Source organism: Autumnicola psychrophila, from assembly GCF_031846645.1.
Lineage (GTDB): Bacteria > Bacteroidota > Bacteroidia > Flavobacteriales > Flavobacteriaceae > Autumnicola > Autumnicola psychrophila.
Genome location: NZ_JAVRHN010000006.1, coordinates 54,456 through 78,185, shown reverse-complemented (window position 1 = coordinate 78,185; position 23,730 = coordinate 54,456). Strand labels below are relative to the sequence as shown.

General features: G+C 37.1%; 20 protein-coding genes. 11 read left to right on the top strand and 9 right to left on the bottom strand.

Translation table 11 applies throughout. The annotated features are described in order from the left end of the window. Positions 1 to 323: 323 nt before the first annotated feature. From RM541_RS09130 to proC, 3 genes are read right to left on the bottom strand one after another with little or no spacing between them, the layout of a single operon-like run. Entirely contained in the window at positions 324 to 1,523 is a 1,200-nt protein-coding gene (locus RM541_RS09130; RefSeq protein WP_311499853.1) for a glutamate-5-semialdehyde dehydrogenase, read from the bottom strand. A 32-nt stretch (positions 1,524 to 1,555) separates the two neighbouring features. After that, positions 1,556 to 2,326, bottom strand: a complete 771-nt coding sequence (gene proB / locus RM541_RS09125; protein ID WP_311499852.1) for a glutamate 5-kinase — start codon at positions 2,324 to 2,326, stop codon at positions 1,556 to 1,558. A gap of 28 nt (positions 2,327 to 2,354) precedes the next feature. Further along, entirely contained in the window at positions 2,355 to 3,164 is an 810-nt protein-coding gene (proC, locus tag RM541_RS09120; protein WP_311499851.1) for a pyrroline-5-carboxylate reductase, read from the bottom strand. Positions 3,165 to 3,923: 759 nt separating this feature from the next. Between proC and RM541_RS09115 the strand changes: the two genes are divergently transcribed. The 4 genes from RM541_RS09115 to RM541_RS09100 are packed head-to-tail and all read left to right on the top strand — an operon-like array spanning position 3,924 to position 10,937. After that, positions 3,924 to 7,562: a CheR family methyltransferase gene (locus RM541_RS09115; protein WP_311499850.1), complete on the top strand. Its 3,639-nt coding sequence runs from the start codon at positions 3,924 to 3,926 to the stop codon at positions 7,560 to 7,562. Between the two features lie 3 nt (positions 7,563 to 7,565). Further along, entirely contained in the window at positions 7,566 to 9,788 is a 2,223-nt protein-coding gene (locus RM541_RS09110) for an ATP-binding protein (RefSeq protein ID WP_311499849.1), read from the top strand. Between the two features lie 44 nt (positions 9,789 to 9,832). Further along, complete coding sequence (locus RM541_RS09105) at positions 9,833 to 10,390, top strand: response regulator (protein WP_311499848.1); 558 nt, start codon at positions 9,833 to 9,835, stop codon at positions 10,388 to 10,390. After that, positions 10,380 to 10,937, top strand: a complete 558-nt coding sequence (locus RM541_RS09100; RefSeq protein WP_311499847.1) for a biliverdin-producing heme oxygenase — start codon at positions 10,380 to 10,382, stop codon at positions 10,935 to 10,937. The genes RM541_RS09105 and RM541_RS09100 overlap by 11 nt, the downstream gene beginning before the upstream one ends. A 57-nt stretch (positions 10,938 to 10,994) precedes the next feature. Here the strand turns inward: RM541_RS09100 and purB are convergent, their stop codons facing one another. Continuing rightward, the gene (gene purB / locus RM541_RS09095; RefSeq protein ID WP_311499846.1) at positions 10,995 to 12,332 is read right to left on the bottom strand and encodes an adenylosuccinate lyase; all 1,338 of its coding nucleotides are present in this window, start codon (positions 12,330 to 12,332) and stop codon (positions 10,995 to 10,997) included. Positions 12,333 to 12,406: 74 nt separating this feature from the next. Further along, a complete protein-coding gene (locus RM541_RS09090; RefSeq protein ID WP_311499845.1) occupies positions 12,407 to 13,093 on the bottom strand; it encodes an SIR2 family NAD-dependent protein deacylase in 687 nt (228 codons plus the stop codon). A 233-nt stretch (positions 13,094 to 13,326) separates the two neighbouring features. Here RM541_RS09090 and RM541_RS09085 point away from each other — a divergent pair, with 233 nt between their 5' ends. Then, positions 13,327 to 13,977: a TrmH family RNA methyltransferase gene (locus RM541_RS09085; RefSeq protein WP_311499844.1), complete on the top strand. Its 651-nt coding sequence runs from the start codon at positions 13,327 to 13,329 to the stop codon at positions 13,975 to 13,977. Positions 13,978 to 14,014: 37 nt separating this feature from the next. Then, complete coding sequence (locus tag RM541_RS09080) at positions 14,015 to 14,545, top strand: SRPBCC family protein (RefSeq protein WP_311499843.1); 531 nt, start codon at positions 14,015 to 14,017, stop codon at positions 14,543 to 14,545. Between the two features lie 2 nt (positions 14,546 to 14,547). On the opposite strand, the gene RM541_RS09075 is transcribed toward RM541_RS09080, so the two are convergent. From RM541_RS09075 to rlmH, 4 genes are all read right to left on the bottom strand, one after another. Next, the gene (locus tag RM541_RS09075) at positions 14,548 to 15,300 is read right to left on the bottom strand and encodes a carboxypeptidase-like regulatory domain-containing protein (RefSeq protein ID WP_311499842.1); all 753 of its coding nucleotides are present in this window, start codon (positions 15,298 to 15,300) and stop codon (positions 14,548 to 14,550) included. A 65-nt stretch (positions 15,301 to 15,365) separates the two neighbouring features. Further along, positions 15,366 to 17,162 (bottom strand): DEAD/DEAH box helicase, encoded by a 1,797-nt coding sequence (locus RM541_RS09070; RefSeq protein ID WP_311499841.1) that lies wholly within the window; start codon positions 17,160 to 17,162, stop codon positions 15,366 to 15,368. A gap of 67 nt (positions 17,163 to 17,229) precedes the next feature. Further along, positions 17,230 to 17,802 (bottom strand): non-canonical purine NTP diphosphatase, encoded by a 573-nt coding sequence (locus RM541_RS09065; protein ID WP_311499840.1) that lies wholly within the window; start codon positions 17,800 to 17,802, stop codon positions 17,230 to 17,232. A gap of 3 nt (positions 17,803 to 17,805) precedes the next feature. Next, on the bottom strand, positions 17,806 to 18,279 hold the full coding sequence (gene rlmH / locus RM541_RS09060) for a 23S rRNA (pseudouridine(1915)-N(3))-methyltransferase RlmH (RefSeq protein WP_311499839.1): 474 nt from the start codon (positions 18,277 to 18,279) through the stop codon (positions 17,806 to 17,808). 51 nt (positions 18,280 to 18,330) lie between these two features. Between rlmH and nadC the strand changes: the two genes are divergently transcribed. The 5 genes from nadC (at position 18,331) to priA (ending at position 23,706) form a co-directional block, all read left to right on the top strand. Beyond that, complete coding sequence (gene nadC, locus RM541_RS09055; protein ID WP_311499838.1) at positions 18,331 to 19,188, top strand: carboxylating nicotinate-nucleotide diphosphorylase; 858 nt, start codon at positions 18,331 to 18,333, stop codon at positions 19,186 to 19,188. Between the two features lie 4 nt (positions 19,189 to 19,192). Next, a complete protein-coding gene (locus RM541_RS09050) occupies positions 19,193 to 20,113 on the top strand; it encodes a YihY/virulence factor BrkB family protein (protein WP_311499837.1) in 921 nt (306 codons plus the stop codon). Between the two features lie 29 nt (positions 20,114 to 20,142). Continuing rightward, positions 20,143 to 20,703, top strand: coding sequence for a chalcone isomerase family protein (locus RM541_RS09045; protein ID WP_311499836.1), 561 nt, complete (start codon positions 20,143 to 20,145; stop codon positions 20,701 to 20,703). A 22-nt stretch (positions 20,704 to 20,725) separates the two neighbouring features. Then, complete coding sequence (locus tag RM541_RS09040) at positions 20,726 to 21,160, top strand: DUF2147 domain-containing protein (protein ID WP_311499835.1); 435 nt, start codon at positions 20,726 to 20,728, stop codon at positions 21,158 to 21,160. 92 nt (positions 21,161 to 21,252) lie between these two features. After that, positions 21,253 to 23,706 (top strand): replication restart helicase PriA, encoded by a 2,454-nt coding sequence (gene priA, locus RM541_RS09035; RefSeq protein WP_311499834.1) that lies wholly within the window; start codon positions 21,253 to 21,255, stop codon positions 23,704 to 23,706. The last annotated feature ends 24 nt before the right edge of the window (positions 23,707 to 23,730 follow it).

Here is a 23,730-nt window from a genome sequence, read left to right as displayed (position 1 = left end):
CATATGTTTTGAAATTGAAGAGTTATATAGAAAAAAGTTAAAGAGTAAAAAAGCCTTTGCTGAAAATGAGGAGGTCGATAATTGCCAATTTTCGGCTTCCTTCTTTTAGGTTTCAGCAGAATCATTTCAGCTTAAAAATTAGCAGGTTGAAAATTGCCGATTTTAAGCCACGGCAAGACCTTACAGGTTTTAAAAACCTGTGGGTTTAAAAATAATAAGTTGAAAATTGCCAATTTCGGGCATGTACCTAAAATGAACAAATTCAGCATAAAAAAGAGGCTGCCTGTAAAGACAACCTCCTTTAAAAATGTATGTAATTTGGATTAAGCTCTAATATGGCCTTCTCCCAGCACATAATATTTATTGGTCACCAATTGTTTAAGCCCAAGTGGTCCCCTGTGATGTAGTTTATCTGTACTAATTGCCAGTTCGGCACCAACGCCCATAGCACCACCATCAGTAAATCTGGTAGAAGCATTATGATAAACAGCTGCGCTGTCTACCTGTTCCATAAATTTCAGGGCTTCAACTTCATCTGTAGTGATTATGGAAGCGGAATGTCCTCCGGAATATTTGTTGATCGTTTCTATAGCTGCATCCAGTTGGGAAGCGCTGCCAATCACCACCTTCATTGCCAGAAATTCTTCATACCAAACGTCTTCTGAAGGAATTTTATCTTCATCATTAAGTACTTTGTGGATTTCTTCATCTACAAGGATCTTCACGCCGTTTTCCCTGAACATTTGCTGAAGTTCACGCAGCTTATTCTTATAATCAGGAAGATTTAGACTTACCAATACTTTATCAAGTGCGTTACAGCCTGAAATCTTATCGATCTTAGCATTTAACATCACTTTCTTGGCAATTTCAAAATCTGCATTTTCAGAAACATACAGGAAGTTATTTCCACGACCACTCACAAGAACAGCACCTGTTGCGTGTTCTTTAACAAAAGCAATTAGTCTCTCGCCACCACGAGGAACGATAAGATCTAATTTTTCCGGCGGATTTTTAAGAAATTCCTGAGTTTCCTCCCGATTTAAATGGAGTAACTGAATCCAGCTTGTATCGAGATCGTTTTCCAGAAGTGCCTGGTGCCAGCATTCCTCAAGAATTTTGTTACTATGGATGGCCTCTTTACCACCTTTCAGGTAAATCTTATTATTTGCTTTAAAGGCAAGTACAGCTGCTTCTATTGTCACATCTGGTCTTGATTCGTAAATAATCATGATGTTCCCGAAAGGTGCGGTTTTATTGGTAATCGCCAATCCGCTGTCAAGTTTTCTATGTTCAATTGTCTGTCCAACCGGATCGTCCTGTTCCTTCACTTCTTTAACCGATTGTATCATGCCGTCTACTTTCTTATCATTTACGATAAGCCTGTCGTACATTGCACCCTCGGTTTCACCAAAGTTTATCAGGTCCTTTTGATTGGCAGCAACTATTTCTTTACGTCTCTTATCCAGAATATTTATCATGGATTTTAAAACGTTATTTTTGGTTTTTGTGTCTATCAATATCATTGCTATAATTTTTTTAAGTTCAACTAAATAATTTATGCGGTAAACTTCGTTCCTACGGGTTTACCAGCCATTATATCCAAAATCACATTTTCATTCTTCCCATTTGCGATATAGGTCGTTATATTTTTGGAAGCGGTACTTTTCGCGATTTTAATTTTGGATTCCATACCGCCACGGCCTTCGCCTTCACCTTTTCCAGATTCCTGAACGTATTTTTCAACGTTTTGGTCAACCTGAACTTTATTAAGTTTTTCTGAATCCTCATCATCTGGATGCCCGGTGTAAAGTCCGTCTGTATCACTAAGAATGATGAGCGAGTCGGCACCAATTAATTCTGCTACCAAACTTGCCAATTCATCATTATCTGAAAACATAGACATGGTAACTGAAACAGCATCATCTTCATTCGCAATAGGAATTATTCCTTCAGATAGTAAAGATTCATAACAGTTAATCATATTTTCCCTGTGGATACCCGGGCTAAAATCCCGCTTTGTAGCCAATACCTGCGCGCAGCGCATTCCGTAATCATGAAAGATACTGTAATAATGCCGCATCATACGCGGTTGTCCTACTGAAGAAAATACCTGTCGTCTTTTGGACGGGTCGGTAATATTTATTTCTCCCAGAATTTCCTTACCTGCAATCGCAGATCCTGAAGAAACCAGGACTACATGAATGTCCTGCTCATATAACACGGCTATTTGCCTTACCAGGTTCTTTAGTACCGGGCCAACTATTCTATTATCTTTATTGGTCATTACATTTGTTCCGACCTTTACAACTATTCTTTTCTTATCCATTTTATCGATTTTACAGATAATTTTTAAATTACGCTTCTTCTTTTCCGAGTTCTACCGCTCTGTCAAAAGCTGCGTAAGCGGCATCTTTTATAAGCTCCTTTACGTTGTTGTCTTCCATAGAATCTAGTGCAGCTCTTGTGGTACCACCTTTTGAAGCTACTCTCTCCATCCATGTATTGGGAGAAAGATCTGATTTATTGAAAAGCTCTACAGCACCTTCAAAAGTCTGACTTACAAGTATTTTGGAATCGTGCTGTGAAAAACCCATTTTTAATGCTGCTTCCAACATAGATTGCATAAAGTAGAATACATACGCCGGTCCACTACCAGAAATACCTGTGGAGGCATCTATAAAGTTTTCGTTTTTCACCCGTATAGATTCTCCAGTAGTATCCAGAAGATTCCTTATCATTAGAAGCTCTACTCTGGAAACTTCTTTGGCTTCTGTATAAGAAGTAACTCCTTTCCCTACCTGTGCCGGTAGGTTAGGCATAGATCTCACTACTTTTTTTACATTCAGGCCGTCCTGAATTTTCTTAATAGTAATACCCGCCATAAGGGATACAAAAATTTGCTGATTATTTACATAAGATTTAATTTCCTCAAAAAGATCATCACAGTGGTAAGGTTTTACAGCCAGGAACACTACGTCTGCTTCAGGAAGACAATCTTCAATTTTATCATAAACATCAAAATGGTCAATACTGCTTAGGGATGTTAAAATTTCTGCTGATTTATCAAAAATCATCAGGTTTTTGCGATTTAACATGGCCGATTTTGCCATGCCTTCCGCATAAGTAAGGCCCATATTTCCTGCTCCGATAACTAGTACTTTCATTTTTGTTTATTTGGTTAATTAATTTTCAATTTTATTTCAAAAAATAATTCTGTTCATTATGGTTCAAACATCATGCAATCCTTCCATAACGACGGGGATTCCTCGGTTTGGAATAGGAGATAAGTTAAGGTAAAAAGCTTATATTCCAAAAGGTCCTTTGCTAAAAATATATAAAGTTAGGTCTGTTTTGATATGTAAAGAAGAAGTCTAATTTTACCTCAAGCTTCTCATAGCGGGAGTTCCATGGAATCCAATTAGATAAATAGATTTAAAAAAAACGAAATATTTCAGTTAATTAAAAAAATCCAAAAGACCATTTTTTCGAATTTGTTTAAAAAAAAGTAGCTGTGGTAAAAATTGTTTCTTTGGCAGAGGTCTGCAATATTGGCAGAATTCTATGCTGTTTTGCCGGTGTCTTTAAAATAATCAAAGGATATTTTTGAATAAAGTTATTTTAGATGTGATACTGATGTGGAAAATATGAGACGCATTAGGATGATATTCTACAGTTGCAGTGACTTCTCGTCTTGCATTTTCTATTATTACAATTCAATAAAGAGTGTTTTTAACATAATTTAACATGTGATGGAGTTATGTTGGGAATAATTAAGATTCTTTTTGTTAAACTTTGGCTTCGACGTATATGTTCGGTTTAAAATTTGTTCGATATAAGTTCATAATTGTGTGATAATGCTTGTAAATAATGGGTGTTAACGATTATTTTTGATTTTTTCTTTTTAAAAGGACTACTACAATACAATGACTAAAAATGACAATTTTCTGGCTCAGATTTCTCCAACACATCCACCTGTTAAAACTTCCCGAATAATTGCTGTGGGAGCAAGTGCAGGAGGATTGGAAGCTTTACAGGATTTTTTCAGCAATCTTTCTGAAAAAGATAATAATACTTATGTAGTTATTCAACACCTTTCACCGGATTACAAGAGCATGATGGGTGAAATTTTATCAAAAACGGCTAAACTTCCCATTGAACAAATAAGTGATAAAATGGATATTCTGCCGGGAAGAATTTATTTGATTCCGCCGGTAAATAATCTTGTAATTGAAGATGAAAAGCTTCACCTTCTGGAAAAACCCAAGGACCAGAAGTTAAACTTACCAATTGATCTTTTCTTAACTTCTTTAGCCGAGTTTAAAAAAGAGACTGCAATTGCTGTAATTTTAAGTGGCACGGGTAGTGACGGCACCAGAGGAATTAGAGCAATAAAGGAGAAGAACGGAATGGTGATGGTTCAGAATCCTGATGAAGCTAAATTCAACGGAATGCCGCAGAGTGCTATTAACACAGGTTTAGTAGATTATGTTCTGCCGGTTGAATCTATGGGGGCAGAATTAGCCAATTTTATAAATGCTCCTACAGTCAATTTTACTGATGACGATTTTGAGTATAACGGAAATACGCTTTCTAAGGTTCTAGACCTTATTAATCAGGAAACACAGCTGGATTTTAGTGAATATAAATATTCTACTCTGGCCAGAAGAATAGCGAGACGTATAAATGTTTGCAGGTGCAGTTCTTTGGAAGAGTATTATGACATATTAAAATCTAATCCCGAGGAGGTAGACTTCTTATATAGAGAGTTTCTTATTGGCGTAACAAAATTCTTTAGAGATGCCAAGGTATGGGAAATAATGGAAGATGAAATTATTCCCGGTATTTTGAGCAAAAAGAAAGACGGGGATATTCTAAAAATATGGGATGTAGCTTGTAGTACAGGAGAGGAAGCATATACTCTGGGGATGCTTTTAAGTGAGGAACTTGAAAGGCAGAATAAGAATATTGAAGTAAAAATTTTTGCTACAGATATTGCAGAAAAACATCTCGAAATTGGAAGTAAAGGTGTTTATCCCGAAAGTGTTATTGCAGATATAGCACCTAATCTGGTGCAGAAATACCTGGTAAGTAGAACGCAGGGATATCAGGTTGTGGAGAGAATTCGTAGGATGGTAATTTTTTCAAAACACAATGTGATAAAAAATCCGCCTTTCAGCAGGATGGATCTTGTATTGTGCCGAAATCTTCTCATATATTTTCAGCCATCTATTCAACAAAAAGCTTTAGATGTATTGCACTACGGATTAAAGGAAGATGGTTATCTGGTTTTGGGCACAAGTGAAAGTATAGAGAGTCATCGTGAGTACTTTGAAGACTTTAGCCGTAAATGGAAGATTTATCGTAATATTAAACCGCGTACCAGGATTCAGGTCGAAACCCTTCGCTCCTCGACAGCAAAAGCATACAATAAAGCAAAACTTAAGAAAAATCGAAGAACCAGTAATTCGTCAGGTAACAGTGCAAAAAATAAATACATAAACGAGCTCAGTCAAGCCATTCTGGAACAGTTTGGTGGAGCAAGTATTTTTGTAGATTCAGAATACAATATTCTCCAGGGAATAGGAGAATTTAGAAAGTATGCCAATCTTCCGGTCAGTGGTTTTTCTATTAACCTTCTGGATATGGTTGGTACAGATCTTAAACATATCCTTTTTTCTACAGTTAAAGAGGCAAGAGAATCAAATGCAAAGGCAATTTATCGCGATGCAATTTATAAACACCAGGGGGAAACAAAATCCCTAGATTTAATCGTAAAACCTTTTGTACAGGAACAATTAGATGATGAGGTAAATTTTGTACTTACTTTTATTGAAAAGGATGTTGATCATTCAAACATCAAGGAGGTAGAAAAGGTAACCGTTAGCAATAGAACAGAAAGACAAATTGCGGAGCTGGAAGATGAGCTGAAAAAAACAAAAGATGACCTGCAGCATTCTTTAGAGGAAATTGAAAGGAGCAATGAAGAATTGCAGTCGGCTAATGAAGAGTTGCTGGCCTCGAACGAGGAGTTGCAAAGTACAAATGAGGAGTTACAGAGCGTTAATGAAGAAATAAATACTGTAAATGCTGAAAACGTTCAGAAAATGGATGATTTGGCAGCGTTAAATGCAGACATGAATAACCTTCTCGAGAGCACCCAGATAGGTACTATATTCCTCGATGACGAGTTAAGAATAAGAAAATTCACGCCTTCGATTAAAGAACATTTCAGCTTTCTTAATTCTGATGTAGGCAGACCTATAGAGCATTTCGTCGGCAGCATTGGTAAAGCAAATCTTATAGAGCGTTGCAAGAAGGTGCTTAAAATAGGTGATACACTTGAAAAGCAAATTTTCACTAAAGAAGGAAAACCTTATTTAAGAAGAATTTCACCATACCGCAATACTGAAGGAAGAATCAGCGGGGTTGTTATCACTTTTATAGATATTGAAATGCTGGAAAAATCCCGCGGAAAATTAATTGCTAGTGAGAAAAGATTTAAGGCATTTTATGAAGAAGATCCTGTAATGCATTTCAGTATAGATCCAAATACCTCTGAGGTTGTACAATGTAACACAGAAGCAATAGAGAGAATGGGTTATTCCTCTAAATCTGAAGTAATCGGAAAACAATTCTTTGAGTTTTATGCTAACGAATATCAGGTTGAGGCATTAAGATTAAATAAAATTTTTAGAAGGGAAGGAGAGTTGAAAAATATTGAGCAGGAAATGGTTACTAAATCTGGCAATGTTATTCCTGTTATTATGAATGCTACTTTAGAAGTAGACGGAGATGGTAATGGCATTACCCACAGATTCACGTGTGTAGATATTTCTGATTTAAAACGCGCCCAGGAAGAGCTTAAGGAACAAAAGGCAGATCTGGTAAGAGCAAACAGGGATTTGGAACAGTTTGTTTCTATCTGTTCCCACGACTTGCAGGAACCTCTTTCCACAATCAAATTTGGTAGTGATATCTTGGGAAAAATCTATGCTTCAAAACTTGATGATAAGGGTAGGGAATATCTTTCTTATATTGATGAAGCTTCGAATAGATTGGCTAACCAGATTAAGGCACTTTTAGATCATTCCAGGATAGGTAGAAATACCAAGAAGACGCTGGTAAATACCAAAGAAGTAGTTGAGGTTGTAAAGTATGATTTAGGAAAGAGAATACGCGATACACGAGCAAAAGTTCATGTGGGTTCTTTACCTAAAATAAAAGCTTACGAGGTGGAATTACGACTGCTTTTTCAGAATTTATTAAGTAATGCTTTAAAATATAAAGCAAAGGATCGTGATCCAGAAATAAGAATTTCCGCATACCAGGAGGGAGAATTTTGGGTCTTTTCTGTAATGGATAACGGTATTGGTATTTCTGAAGAAGACCAGAAATCAATTTTCACCATTTTTAATCGTGTTCCTACTGAAGAAAAATATGAAGGAACGGGAGTTGGGCTGGCTCATGTAGAGAAAATTGTTCTGTTACATGAAGGTACACTTTGGCTCGATTCACAACCTGGAGTAGGAAGTACATTCTACTTCAAAATTAAAAGAAAATAATTTATGGCTGTAGGCACAGATGTCTCAGGGAAAGTGAATCTTACCAATTGTGATCGCGAACCTATTCATAGTATTCCTAAGTCCCAGGCACATGGGGTGATATTGATATGTAATAAATTAAATTTGGAAGTTATCCAATGCAGCGCCAACGTTCAGGATATTCTGAATGTTGAGCTTCATAATATTTTTTCACAACCACTTTCTGTAGTATTGCCTTCAGAAATAGTGGAGAAGTTGAAAAAGAATGTTTCAGAAGAAAATGTGCTCCTTCCAGAGGAAATATCTTTATATGGTCACCGGTTTTTTATGATTCCGCATCTTTCCGGAGATCATCTTGTGCTGGATATCGAGCCATACGGCGATTCTATAGATCCGGTTTTATTTCAGGATCAGCTCACCAAAATTCTTAATGAAATTGATAAGACCAATTCTATAGAAGAGATGTGTGAGCAAGCTGTTTCGCTTGTTAAGTATTTATTCGGCTATGATCGTGTAATGATGTATCAATTCGATGAAGACTGGAATGGAGAAGTAGTGGCAGAGGTCCGTGAGCAGGAACTGGAAAGCTGGCTGGGACTACATTACCCGGCTACAGATATTCCAAAACCGGCTCGGGAAATATTTCTTAAGCAAGGCGTGCGGATTATTGCTGATGTTAATTATAAAGCTTCTGAAATTCAGCCGGCGATCTCACCACTTACTAATAAACCACTCGATATTTCCACATCTGAATTGCGTGGGGTATCTCCTATTCATATCGAGTACCTAAAAAATATGAAGGTAGGCGCTTCCCTTACTGCTGCAATCATTTTAAATGGTAAACTTTGGGGGCTTTTGGCTTGCCATCATTATAGTCCAAAATTTGTCAATTATCATCAACGACAATCCTGTAAATTTCTTACTCAGGTATTTTCTAATAAACTGGCGCTTAAAACCTCAAATACTTTTCTAAGGAACATTACAAAATCTGAAGAAATTAGAAAAGAATTGGTTTCATATATGAATTCTAATTCAGATTTTATTGAAGCAATAACAGCTAATAATCCCAGCTTTACAGATATTATTGATTGTGGAGGTGGTGCTATTTACTCTAGTGGCAAATTAAGTCTTGTTGGTAAAACTCCAGGCGAACATGAGATCTTTTCTCTCATTCTTGATTTTTTAAGTGGTAAGAAAGAAAGACTTTTTCAAACCAAAAGCCTTTCGAAACATTATGCTCCTGCTAAAGAATTTGTAGAAACAGCTTCGGGTTTATTAAGCGTGCGAATTGGGGAGGAAAGGGAAGAATTTTTATTGTGGTTTAGACCTCAGACTTCAAGTACAGTAAATTGGGGCGGTAATCCTGAAAAAAAGGGAGTCTTTAAGGATGGAATAGAGTACTTAAGTCCCAGAAAATCTTTTGAGCGGTGGACAGAGAAAGTTTCAGGAGTGGCCGGGAAATGGGAAAAATATGATATAGAGGCAGCAATAGCCTTACAGGACAGCATTACCCATGTTCTCGTAAATAAACAAAAGGAAACCATTGAAGAGCTCAATAAAAATCTTTCTGAAGCAAATCAGGAGCTTAAAACCTTTAGTTATAGTGTTTCCCATGATCTGCGCGGGCCCTTGCGGGGAATAGAAGGTTTTGCGAGTATCCTTGCAGAAGATTACGCTTTAAAATTGGATGACTTTGGTAAAAATGCCTTAGATATAATCCTGAAGTCTGTGGAAAGAATGGATGTGCTAATAGAAGACATTCTTTCGTATTCCAAAGTGGGGCAGATGCAGATGGTGAAGAGAAAATTTTCATTAAAGGAGATGGTGGAGGAAATTAAACTTGAAAAAAAATCTGAAAATCTGTTTCCTCATGCAGAAATAAGTGTGGGGCGAAATTTGCCAATTATCGATGCAGACAAAAGGATGATTTCGCAATTAATAAATAACTTAATCGATAATGCTTTAAAATATTCTTCAGAAAAAGAAAAGCCGCTTATAAATATCGATTCAGTGGCGGGAGATTCAGAAACGGTATTTTTTGTTAAGGATAATGGCATTGGTTTTGATTCCTCACAAGCTGATAAAGTCTTTGAAGTCTTTTCCCGGCTTGCCGGAGATAAATATACAGGTTCTGGAGTAGGTCTTGCCATTGCAAAAAGAGTGGTCGAGAAGCATAAAGGAAAAATTTGGGTGGAAAGCACACCAGGAGGAGGTACTACTTTTTTCTTCACTATAACAGAGGAATAAGGGCTCCTGGCATTTTTTAATTAATTTTAGCGGAATTTCTGACAATGATAAAAACAGCTTTACGAATATTACTGGTTGAAGATTTAAAGACTGATGCTGACCTTATTAGTTATCACATTGGCAAAATTGTGGAAAATCCCGAAATTAAAGTTACAGACAACCTTGAGGAGGTGAGTGTGCTTCTACAAAATTTTGCACCAGATGTGATTCTATCAGATTATAATCTGCCTGCCTGTACCGGATTGGATGTGCTTAGGCTGGTTAAGGATTTTGACGCAGATATGCCGTTCATTTTTGTAACGGGAACCATTGATGATGACGAGCTGGCTGCGAATACCATACTTACGGGAGCTTCGGGTTTTGTTCTCAAAAAAAACATGCGGGTTATTGGCGAAAAATTAAAGCCGCTGCTTAAACAGGTAGTCTTTAATATGATCGAGAAGGTGGAATTAAGGGAAAAAATAAGGCAGAATAAAATTGCCGTAAATCAAATTTATCGTTACCTGGATGATTTTGAAGCTGATAGTGAAGAACAACGAGACTACTTAGCAAAAATAAGAAAGAATATTGACCAAATTAAATTAGAACGAGATGCTAAGTGAGTTACGAGATTCTACTGCGGAATTACACAGGGAAATAGAAGAGGAAAATGCTGCCGGTACAATAATGGACCATAGTATTTCTATAGCGCAATATAAAAATCTGCTTTTTCAGAACTATGTTGCCTATGCTATTTCAGAAAAGGAAATTTCTGCGCAACTTGTGAATTACGAACCGAGTAAATATAAGGAACTGGAAAAAGACCTGGATCAGCTAAACGTTCCTGCTGAAATTCCCTCATTTTCCGGAAGCAACTTTTCTTGTAATTCTGAAGCGGAAGCATTTGGAGCGGCTTATGTTGTCGAAGGTTCGGCTATGGGAGGAATGCTCATCTCCCGGAACTTAAAACACTGCAAAAAATTGTCGTCTATAGAAAACCACCATTTTTTCAATGGAAAACGTGATAGTTTAAAATCCTGGAATGAATTTAAGAAACTTATTGAATCCAAAACTTTTACTGATGAAGAAAAGACTTCGGCTATAAACAAAGCAAAAGAAACTTTTGAATTTTTCGGTCAGGTTTTTCGGCAGCAGTTTCTGAACTCATAAAGAACCATTGTAAGTGAGACACAGAAAATGTTTTTCTGTGTCCCGTTCTCCAAATCGTTATATTCCTGTATAGTTTTGTGGTGTTATTACGCGCATTTCTTTCTTGATATCTTCAGAAACATCTAACGTTTCAATAAAATCGGCTATACTCTTTCTATTTATTTTTTCGTTGGTGCGTGTGAGTCCTTTTAATGCTTCATAAGGATTTTTAAAGCCTTCCCTCCTTAAGATGGTCTGGAGCGCTTCTGCAACTACAGCCCAGTTGTTTTCGAGATCAGCATTTAATTTTTCTTCGTTTAGCAGTAACTTATTCAGTCCTTTTAACGTCGACTTGAAAGCTATTAAGGTATGGCCAATGGGCACACCGACGTTCCTTAGGACCGTACTGTCTGTCAGGTCGCGCTGTAATCTGCTCACAGGTAACTTTGAAGACAAGTGTTCAAATATTGCATTTGCTATTCCCAGGTTTCCTTCGCTGTTTTCGAAATCAATTGGATTAACTTTATGCGGCATTGCTGAAGATCCAATTTCCCCTTTCTTGATTTTCTGTTTAAAATAGTCCATGGAGACATAAGTCCAGATATCGCGATCCAAATCCAGAAGAATTGTGTTTATGCGTTTTAAAGCATCAAAGAGCGCCGCCATATGGTCGTAGTGCTCTATTTGAGTAGTTGGGAAAGAATGGTGAAGTCCCAGCTTATTTTTGACAAAATCAGATCCAAATTCTTTCCAGTCAATTTCTGGATACGCCACTTGATGTGCATTATAATTTCCTGTAGCACCACCAAATTTTGCGGCATGTGGAACAGAATTTAACATATCCAGTTGTGCCTCCAATCTGGTAATGTATACTTCAATTTCCTTACCCAAACGGGTAGGGGAGGCGGGTTGTCCATGTGTACGGGCTAACAGTGGAATGGCAGACCAATCTTTAGCCAATTGAGTTAGCTTCTGTTGAACTTCATTGACACAGGGTAAATAAACGACAGCAATAGCATCTTTTATACTTAGCGGAATTGCCGTATTATTTATGTCCTGAGAAGTGAGACCAAAGTGTATAAATTCTTTAGAATCTTCAAGCCCCAGTTTATTAAATTCTTCTTTTAAAAAATATTCTACGGCCTTTACATCATGATTAGTAACTTTTTCTATATCCTTAATAGCGAGGGCATCTTCAGTAGTAAAGGATTCATAAATAGCTCTTAATTTGGGAAATACAGAAGATTCTACAGCTTTTAATTGCGGAAGTGGTAACTCACATAAAGCTATGAAATATTCGACTTCAACTTTTACTCTATATTTTATGAGGGCTTCTTCGCTAAAATAAGAAGAAAGTTCCTGGGTTTTCGAATGATATCTACCGTCTATAGGTGAAATTGCAGTAAGCGCTGTCATTATAGTAGTTTAAAAATTAAAAGAGTAAAGATAGGGCTTCCTCTAATTTTTTTTAGTCCATCCTATGCTATTTTTTAGGTTTTCATCTTAGTGAATTCATCTACTAAGCGCGGGACACCAACTGAAGCTTTTTCAGGAATTATTTTTAGGTTTTCAGAACTTGATATGTTAGGCTTAGGATCGATAAAATAGACTGGTATACCTTCCGGTGCAAAATCAATAAGACCTGCAGCGGGATAGACCTGCATAGAAGTCCCGATTATCAACAGGATATGTGCTTCAGAACATATTTGAGAAGCTTTTAAGAACATGGGTACAGCTTCTCCAAACCACACAACGTGCGGTCTTAGCTGGTGATGATGTTCACAAAAGTCTCCTACAGAGAGATCTTTTTTCCAGTCCATTACAAGATCTTCATCAAAAGTACTTCTTACCTTCAGTAATTCACCATGCAAGTGGGTTACGTTCTTACTTCCTGCACGTTCGTGCAAATCATCAATATTTTGTGTGATTATTTTCACATTAAAGAAGTCCTGAAGTTCAGCCAGTGCATAATGGGCAGCGTTCGGCTCTACTTGTAGGAGTTGTTTTCTGCGCTTGTTATAGAAATCCAGTACCAATTCCATGTTATTATGCCATCCGGCAGGAGAGGCTACTTCCATGACATCATGCCCCTCCCAAAGTCCATCAGCATCACGAAAGGTTTTAATTCCGCTTTCTGCGCTAATTCCTGCACCGGTAAGAACAACAATATTTCTCATAGGATAACAATTTTAATTTTGGTTGATCATTATTAAAAATCAAAAGATACTCAAATATTTTTTTCTACCAGTGGGTCTAGTACTCCTGGCTTGAGAACAGGGCTAGATTTTGTAGATTATATTTGCATTCTTGTTTCCCCAATCATAGACTAGTAAAAATGCCAGTTTTTAGGTGAAGAATTATTATTACCCGGAGAGCTAATATTTAAATGTATTTTTTACTTTTATGTCCCATGACTCAAGAACTACTAAATCACCTGTTAAACTTCCTTACTCCAAGAAGAAGAATGCTATTTGAAAAAGTGCTGTCAGAGAGAACTAATTACTTTACGGTTGCCACCCAGGATGTTTCTCAACTTCATAACACCAGTGCTGTTTTAAGAAGTTGTGATGTATTTGGAGTACAAAATATTCATGTTATTGAAGAAAGGAACCCGAGAAGAATCGATAAGGAAATTGCTATGGGTGCACAGAAATGGGTAGATGTGAACAGGTATAACTCAACAGATAGCTGCATCGCTCAGTTGCGGAAAAAAGGATACAGAATTGTTGCAACCAGTCCTCATGAAGATGCAGATTTACTTCAGGATTTTGATATTTCGTCACCTGCCGCCATGTTCTTTGGTACAGAGAAGAATGGATTATCACGTGATTTTATCAGAAGTGCAGATGCCACAGTGAAGATACCGATGTATGGATTTACAGAAAGTTTAAATATTTCCGTTTCTGCGGCCGTTATTTTACAATCCGTCATTTCCCGATTAAAAACAAGTTCTTACAGTTGGCAGCTAACTGAAAAGGAGAAATTTGAATTACATTTGGCATGGGCTGAAAAAAGCCTGAAGAATTCAGACAAATTAAAAGAAGATTTCCTGAGATCATAAATTTATTAGTAACTTTTCAAACTTATTAAAGTTCCCGATGACCTTATTTTTTTATATAATAATTGCCATCATAACTTTTTTTGCCTTCCTGCACGCATGGGCAAAAAAGGAATATGATTTAAGTCGAACGATTGTTATCAACGGGTCCCGGGAAGAAGTCTTTGGTTTCGTACGTCAATTGCGAAAGCAGCCTCAATGGATGCCCTGGTTTAATAGAGATCCAGAAGCTTGTCTAAAATATAAGGGAATAGATGGTAAGCTTGAAGCTTCCTTCTACTGGAAAGGTAACAGCAAAGTTGGCGAGGGAATTCAAAGAATTGTAAAAGTACGTCAGGGCAAGGTGATAGAGACAAAAATACTTTTTATAAAGCCCTTTAAGCTTAATGCACTAACATATATAGGTGTAAAAGAAATAGAGCCGGAAAAAACTAAAATGGTTTGGGGAGTAAGAGGGTATATACCCTTTCCACTAACCATAATCAGCCTTTTTTACGGTGTGGACCGTCTACTTGCAAAAAAAATTGAAGAAGGTTTAAAGAATCTTAAGGAGATCCTTGAGAAACATTGAATCTACCTTTGGAGAACTTTAAACTCTTCGTAACACCCACTTATTGCATCAAGTATTTGCAGGTCATTAGCTGTTTTCATGAAATCTTTTGAATAGTTGCATCTCAGCAGGATTTCATTTATTTCTGATTTTTCTACCTGAAGAATTGCGGTAAGTGTTTCGCGGTCGTATTTATTCTGAAGAAGTTTTCTTATTTCATCTTCTTCCTTCATCTGTCTTAGTTTCAGCATCTGTTTGGGACGTTTCCCAAAAATATTATGAAGCACATCAGCAGGATTAAAAATGGATCCGAGAACCCGGGTGACAGCATTGGGAGAATTATCTCCCCCTTCATATCCCGTATTTAGACCAGAAATACTGTACCTGTAATTCTCGTAAATAGGAATGTTTTTGGCATCAATCTCTAAGTACCCGGTAAGCGTAACCGGACTAAGAACTACTTCTTCCAAAGCTATTCCCAGTTCGGTCATTTTTACTTTTACATTGCCATACTTTAGCCAGTCATTCGTGACTCTCACTTTTATTGATCTAAATCCCAGATAGGAAAAGTATAAAGTATCATTAACAGTAGCCTGCAGTTCAAACTCACCTTCCTCGTTGGTTATAGTTCCTTTTACCTGATTAAGGTTTACGATATGAACCCTTTCTATAGGCCTGTCGTCGGCAGCATTCATAACCACACCATTAACCATATCCTGTGCAAAACCACAGTAACCAAAGAATAATAAAATTAAGAGTAGGAAGTTCTTTTTCATCACGATTGGGGCCTAAAATATGAAATACCTATAAAAAATAATGCCAGATTTCTTATTATCTGAAATTAATTCTTAGAACGTCTTCTTTTTATAGAACTTTCAATATTCTTGTTTCGGCTACCTGCTTTCTTTCCTCTGCTTCTTCCTTTAGAATCATCATTTCCACCAGATCTTCTGCGAGATCCTCCATCTGAATTTGATTTAAAAGACCTCTTCTTTTTGTCTGAAAAATTCCTTTTTCCACCAACGCCACCGCCGCGGTTTTCTTTGCCGGAATCTTTAGTTACTTCAACATTTACGTGCCTGCCATCGTGTTTAAATTCATTAAATGTCTCCAGTACTTTATCTGTATGTGCAGCATCGGTGTTAAAGAATGAAAAACTCTCTTTAACATCTACCTTGTAAACGTCATCTCTTCCAAGATCTAAAGTAGCTTTTAGGAAATCCTTCAGGCTCATCCAATCAAAATCGTCTTTAGAACCTACATTAATAAAATAACGGGTGGAGTTAGTATCTGAAGAAGCTACTCCTCCTGAGTTCTTAGAGCTAAGATCGGGAGCATTTTTATAGTAGTTAAAGAATCTTGTAAACTCAACAGAAAAAACCTTTTTAATTAATTCTTCTTTAGAGAAATCCTGAAGAACTTCTGTAATGCTTGGTAAATAGGGCTCAATTTCATGATTTATCTTTGTGTCCTTTATATCATTTGCAAGATGGAATAGCTGAACGCGGCAAATTTCCATCCCGTCAGGAATGTCTTTTTGCTCAAAGGACTGGCCAATGATCCGTTCAATACTTTTTATCTTTCTAAGCTCGCTTTTGGAAATAATTACCATAGAAACACCGCTCTTTCCAGCTCTACCGGTTCTACCACTCCTGTGGGTGTAAGTTTCAATTTCGTCTGGTAACTGGTAATTAATTACGTGTGTAATATCATCAACATCAATTCCTCTCGCTGCAACATCTGTAGCTACAAGCATCTGGATTTGTCTGCTTCTAAAACTTTTCATTACCAGGTCTCTCTGGTTCTGGCTCAAATCGCCATGTAGAGCAGCAGCACTATATCCATCTTCAATTAATCTTTCAGCTACTTTTTGGGTATCTCTCTTGGTACGGCAAAAAATAACTGAAAATATATCTGGATTTGCATCTGCAAGACGCTTTAAAGCAGCGTATCTATCGCGGGAATTTACCAGATAGTATTCATGAGAAACATTACTAGCTCCCATATTTTTTGTTCCAACCGTAATTTCTACAGGGGAACGCATAAACTTTTTGGCTATCGTAGCGACTTCTTTAGGCATTGTCGCCGAAAATAGCCAGGTGTTTTTTTCTTTAGGGGTATGAGATAAAATTGCAGTAATATCTTCAAAAAAGCCCATATTGAGCATTTCATCGGCCTCGTCAAGAACACAATATTCTATCCTGGAAATGTCAACAAGTTTCCTGTTGATCATATCCTGCATTCTTCCTGGTGTAGCTACAATAATCTGTGCTCCACGTTCGATCTGTCTTGACTGGTCTGTAATACTGGCACCACCATAGATAGCGACAGCATTTATAGATTTCTCGTACTTGGAATAATTTTTTATTTCATTGGTAATCTGCAGGCATAGTTCACGTGTAGGCGAAAGTATTAGTGCCTGTGTATGTCTTGCATCTGCATTGATCTTTTGAATTAGCGGAAAACCAAAGGCCGCTGTTTTTCCCGTTCCTGTTTGAGCCAGGGCGACCATGTCAGTATCGTCCTGCAGTAAAATTGGTATAGCTTTTTCTTGTACTTCACTAGGGCTTTCAAAACCCATATCTTCAACAGCTCTTAAAATAGAGGAATTTAAACCTAATTGTTCGAATTTATTCATGTATCTTTTTAAAATAAGTTGCAAAGGTACGTAATTGTTTGCAGCTTTGAGCATTATATCTTTTTGCTTATTCCTTTAAAAAAGAAATTAACTTGCCAAATGCTTTGCCACGATGACTTATTGCCGATTTTTTATTTAATTCCATTTCAGCAAAGCTAAGTTCCTCGCCTTTAGGTTTAAAAACAGGATCATAACCAAAGCCATTGGTGCCTCTTTTCTCCTTTAATATACTTCCTGCGCAGATTCCGGTAAAAAGTTCTTCGTTATTATTAAGGCTAAGAGCAATAACGGTTTTAAATTGCGCTCTTCTGTTTTGCCTGTCCTTTAAGTTAGCCAGTAATTTCTGAATATTTGCTTCATCATTCTTTTCTTCGCCGGCATAACGGGCAGAATATACGCCCGGTTCTCCTGAAAGAGCTTCCACTTCTAAGCCTGTGTCATCTGCGAAACAATCATAGCCGTAATTTTTTTTCACATATTGTGCCTTTAACAAAGCATTACCTTCTATGGTATCGGCAGTTTCAGGAATATCTTCTAAACAATCGATATCATCAAGGGAAAGAAGCGTGATACTGTCAGGGAGTAATGCGTTTATTTCTTTTAATTTATTCCGGTTATGAGTGGCAAAAACTAGTTTCATATATTATTTGTGGTGATAAGGTTCATTTCTAAGAATAGTAAAAGCGCGATAAACCTGTTCGGTAAAAAAGAGCCGTGCCATTTGGTGTGAAAACGTCATTTTAGATAATGATATTTTCGAATTTGCTCTTTGGTAAACTGCTTCAGAAAAACCGTAGGGTCCGCCTATTACAAAAATGAGCTGTTTTAAGCCACTGTTCAAGCGCTTTTGAATATATTCTGAAAAAGCTTCTGAAGAAAATTGTTTTCCGTTTTCGTCTAATAGTACGAGAAAATCGGAGTTTTGAACTTTGGAAAGAATTTGTTCTCCTTCCTTTACTTTCTGCTGATTCTCATCCAGATTCTTGACTTTTTTAAGATCTGGTATAATCTCCGTTTCAAATTTGTTATAAAACTGAAGGCGTTTAAGGTAAACTTCAATTAACTGCTGAAGCTGCTTATTATCTGTCTTTCCTATGCAAAGTAATTTTATAGTCATTCTGTAGATTTAGCGCAGACTTTGCTACATTTACAAAAATAAGTATTGAAAATGATCTCAGCCGCACAATTTGAAAAAGAAATTGAACTAATAATTTCCAATGCAGTTCGGGAAGATGTGGGAGATGGCGATCACAGTTCCCTTGCATGTATTCCTGAGAGTGCAAAAGGAAAAGCAAAATTACTGGTAAAGGATGAGGGTGTCATCGCTGGTGTAGATTTTGCCCGCCGGGTATTTAAAGCCGTGGATCCAGATCTTATTATGGATGTGCAGATTAAGGATGGAGAAAGAGTAAAAAGGCGCGATATAGTTTTTTATGTTGAAGGTAGTTCCCGGTCTATTTTAAAGGCAGAGCGTCTGGTCCTAAATGGTATGCAGCGCATGAGCGCTATTGCATCGAAAACTGCAGAATTTGCTGATAGACTTAGAGGAAGCAACACCCAAATTTTGGATACCCGAAAAACCACACCAGGAATTAGAGCACTGGAAAAATGGGCAGTAAAAATTGGAGGTGGCGAGAATCATCGTTTTGCGCTTTATGATATGATCATGCTTAAAGATAATCATATCGATTTTGCTGGAGGTATCACAAAGGCAATTGATAAAACTGAAAAATACCTTAAAGAAAAGAATCTGGACCTCAAAATTATAGTTGAAGCCCGGAATTTGGATGAGATAAAAGAAATTTTGAGGTCAGAAGGGGTTTATAGAATTTTAATCGATAACTTTAATTATGAGGATACCAGAAAAGCAATTGGACTGATTGACGGTAAGTGTCTCACAGAATCCAGTGGAGGAATAACTCTGGAAACCGCAGCTAAATATGCTGATTGTGGTGTAGATTATATCTCTAGTGGATCTTTGACACATTCAGTTCATAATATGGACCTTAGCTTAAAAGCTATTTAAAAAGATGGCTTTTAAAAAGGGGGTTAAATCTAAACTGGAAGACCTTTCCAATTGGGGGGAGAGTAAAACCAGGAACGTAAAAATTCCGGGTTCCGAAGGTCTAACGCTTTATGATTTATGGATTCTCTATTCCGGAGGAATAGTTAAAGGAACCTTTTCTACCCGGGCAAGTGCGATTGCTTTTAGTTTTTTTATGGCCCTTTTTCCTTTTCTGCTTTTTATCCTTAACCTGGTTCCTTATATAAATTTTATTGACGATTTTCAATTGCAGTTTCTCACATTTATGCTCGATTTACTGCCTCCAAATACTGTAGAATATTTCGATAAAATATTATATGATATTGCCGATAATCAAAGAGGCGGGTTGTTATCGCTTTCCTTTATTCTTTCAATTTTTTTAATGACCAATGGAATAAATGCGATTTTCACCGGATTTGAATTCTCATATCACACAGAAAGAAATAGATCTATAGTAAGGCAATACCTCGTCGCAATAGGGGTATCTTTTATCATGGCATTGTTGTTGTTTATAACCATAATAATCACCGTTTACCTGACTTATGCTGTTGATGATCTTTATGACCTGGGTCTTGTCGAACGTAATGGAGAAGGAACAGGGTTTGTTAAATATACTGCTTTCGTACTCTTAATATATGTAGCCGTGGCGACCCTTTATTACTTTGGGACTAAAGAGGCTCGCCAGGCAAGATTTTTTTCTATAGGAGCAATCTTTACTACAATCCTGATTATGATTACAACCTATTTGTTTGGATTATACATAGAGAATTTCTCATCATATAATGAGCTTTATGGATCAATTGGGGCGCTTTTAATATTAATGGTATATATCTGGTTGAATTCTAACGTATTATTATTAGGATTTGAATTAAATGCATCATTAATAAAAATGAAGAGGAAAAATTGAATAACTTTCGAATTAATAAAACCTAAATCATGAAAAAATTTATAACCCTTACGCTTGTTTTATGCAGTATAAATCTGGCATTCGCCCAAACGACTGTTGGAGATGCAACCTTGCCTAGCACACTAACTGTTGAAGATCAAAATCTTACCCTCAATGGAGCGGGGATGAGAGAAAAATTCTGGATAGATCTTTATGCTGCCGGGTTATATCTTAAGTCCAAATCTTCTGATGGCGGCAAAATTATGGCGGCAAACGAACCTATGGCTATTAAATTGCACATCGTGTCCAAGATGGTGAGCAGTGAGAAAATGATCGACGCAATTGAAGAAGGGTTTGAAAAATCAACCAATGGAAATACAGCTCCCATTGCATTTGAAATAGAAAAAGTAATTGGATTTTTAAAAGAAGAAATAAAACAAGATGATGTCTTTGATATTATTCATACTCCTGGCAAAGGTGTCGTATTAATTAAAAATGGACAAAAAAAAGGGGTAATAGAGGGAATGGATTTTAAAAAAGCTCTGTTCGGAATTTGGTTGGCAGATCATCCGGCAGATGATGATCTGAAAGAATCTATGCTGGGAAAATAATTATTTTAATCATATAAGTGCAATGGCATCCAAATTTTATTTATTAGTTTTTTTTGTTCTGGGACTTTATTTATTTACGCCACTTCAGGCTCAGACGGTTTTTGGTAAATGGGAGAACCGGAATGAAGACGGGAAAGTAAATTCTGTAATTGAAGTTTACGAACAGGATAATGAAGTTTTCGGAAAGATTAAAAGAATAATGAAAGAGAAGGACAGGGATAGAAGATGTACTGCATGTGAAGGTGCGTTGCACAACCGCCCTTTGGAAGGCTTGGTAATAATGCGTGGTCTGGAGCGAGCAGATGATGGTTACGAAGATGGGGTAGTCATAGATCCTAAATCCGGAAAAGAATATAGATGCAAAATTTGGCTCGATCCCGAGAATCCTGATAAATTGCATGTTAGGGGGTACATAGCCTTTTTCTATAAAACAAAAGTCTGGGATAGACTGGAATAGAGCTGTAAAACGATTTTTAAAAGACCATTTCTTTGACAGGAATGGTTTTTTAATTTTACGATCAGGAGATCAAACAAGAAAAAATAATATCTATGCCGTTTTTTATAGATGTCATATTACCACTCCCACTGGATAAACGTTTTACTTATTCAATTGATAAGTATGAAGCTGAATATCTTATGAGGGGGATGAGAGTTACTGTTCCTTTTGGTAAATCTAAGGTCTATACAGGTATAGTAGCCGATGTTCATCAAAACCCTCCAGAAGTTTACGAGGCAAAACCTATACATCAGATTCTCGACAAGCAAGCTTTAATTACAGAACATCAGCTCAAACTCTGGAAATGGATCTCTGCTTATTATATGTGTGCAGAAGGAGACGTTTTGCGTGCTGCAGTACCGGGAGCTTTTTTGCTGGAAAGCGAAAGTATAGTAAAATTAATAACTACCCTCGATTCTGACGACTTAGAGCTGGATGATGAAGAATATCTTATAATAGAAGCACTGCACAGGCAGTCTTCATTAAAAGTACAGGAAATCACCCAGCTACTGGATAGAAAAAATGCGCTGCCGGTGATAAACAGGCTTGTGGAAAAAGGAATAGTAGCACTAAATCAGGAAGTATATGAGCAGTACAAACCAAAAAAGGTAAGATTCGTGCGCATAGCTGAAGCTCATTCCGGGGAGGAAGCAATGCACAAATTACTGGATGAGCTGGAGAGGGCTCCAAAGCAACGGGAAATTGTTCTGAATTTCTTCAGTTTAAAGGCGCAGAGCTCAAAACCTGTTAAGGTCAAACATTTACTTCAGAAAAGTAATTCTTCAGCAGCAATTCTTAAGAGTTTATTGGATAAAGGCTTTCTAGAAGAATACTTTTTGGAGACCGATAGAAACACTTATTCCGGAGATGCACCAAGTTCAGATCTTGTGTTTAATGAATACCAGGAGAAAGCATATCGTGATATAAAGGAGAAATTTCACAAGGATGAGGTTTGCCTTCTTCATGGCATTACCTCTTCAGGAAAAACGGAAATTTATATTCAGTTAATTCAGGAAACATTAAAAAAAGGAAAGCAGGCTTTGTATCTGCTGCCGGAAATTGCCCTTACAACTCAGCTAATTCAAAGGCTGCAGAGCTATTTTGGAGAACAGGTGCTCGTTTTTCATAGTAAATATTCCATGAATGAACGTGTTGAAGTATACCGGCATGTTCTGGCGAATGATAAAAAGGGTCAAATAGTAATAGGGGCAAGATCTGCAATTTTTCTTCCGTTTTCAAATTTAGGGCTTGTTGTGGTGGACGAAGAACATGAAGGAACCTTTAAGCAGTTTGATCCTGCTCCAAGGTATCATGCCCGTGACGTGGCCGTAGTATTGGCAAATTTCTTTAAGGCTAATATAATTTTGGGATCTGCAACTCCTTCTTTAGAATCTTATTTTAATGCACAGCATCATAAATATGGTCTTGTGGAACTTAACCGTCGCTATGGTGATGTGCTTCTTCCGGAAATTGAAGTTGTAGATATAAAGACCAAACACAAAAAGAAATTAATGACCGGTCATTTTTCTGACCGGCTGCTGGAGGAAATAAGAGTTGCATTAAAAGAAGAAGAGCAGGTGATTCTTTTCCAAAACAGGCGCGGATTCTCTCCCATCCTGGAGTGTAATACCTGTGGACATTCCCCGCAATGTCCAAATTGCGATGTTAGCCTTACTTACCATAATCACAATAACCAGCTTAGATGTCATTATTGCGGTTATCACATTGCGATGCAACAAAAATGTATGGCTTGTGATAGCAGTGATATTTCGACAAAGGGATTTGGAACTGAGCAAATAGAAACAGAATTGAAATCTCTTTTTCCCGATCATACAATTGGCAGAATGGACCAGGATACTACTCGTGGTAAATATGGATATGAAAAAATTATTAACTCTTTTGAACAACAGGAAATCGATATTCTGGTGGGAACTCAAATGCTTACGAAAGGTTTGGACTTCAGGCACGTAAGTCTTGTAGGAATTATGAATGCAGATAACATGTTAAATTTCCCCGATTTCCGTGCGCATGAGCGCAGCTTTCAGCTTATGCTGCAGGTAGCAGGAAGAGCGGGAAGAACAAAGAAAAGAGGAAAAGTATTAATTCAGAGCTATAATCCATATCACCAGATAATTCAGCAGGTTTCGACCAATGATTATTCCGGGATGTACAAGGATCAATTGGAAGAGCGCTATAATTATCAATATCCGCCGTTTTTCAGGCTTATAAGATTTACACTAAAAAGCCGGGATTATTCCAGGACAAATGATGCCGGCGACTGGCTGGCTAAATCATTGAATAATGTCTTCGATCCCTATGTGTTAGGACCCGAATTTCCTCCGGTAGCCAGAATTCGAAATGAATATTATAAAAATATCTTACTTAAAATTCCGCAGCAGCAGTCTTTGGGGAAGACAAAAACGGTTGTGCATAAAATTATGAACAGTTTTAGAGCAATTGGTGCTTTTAAAAGTGTAAAAGTGGTAATTAATGTTGATCCCGTTTAAAAATTATCTGAAGTCGTTCTGAAT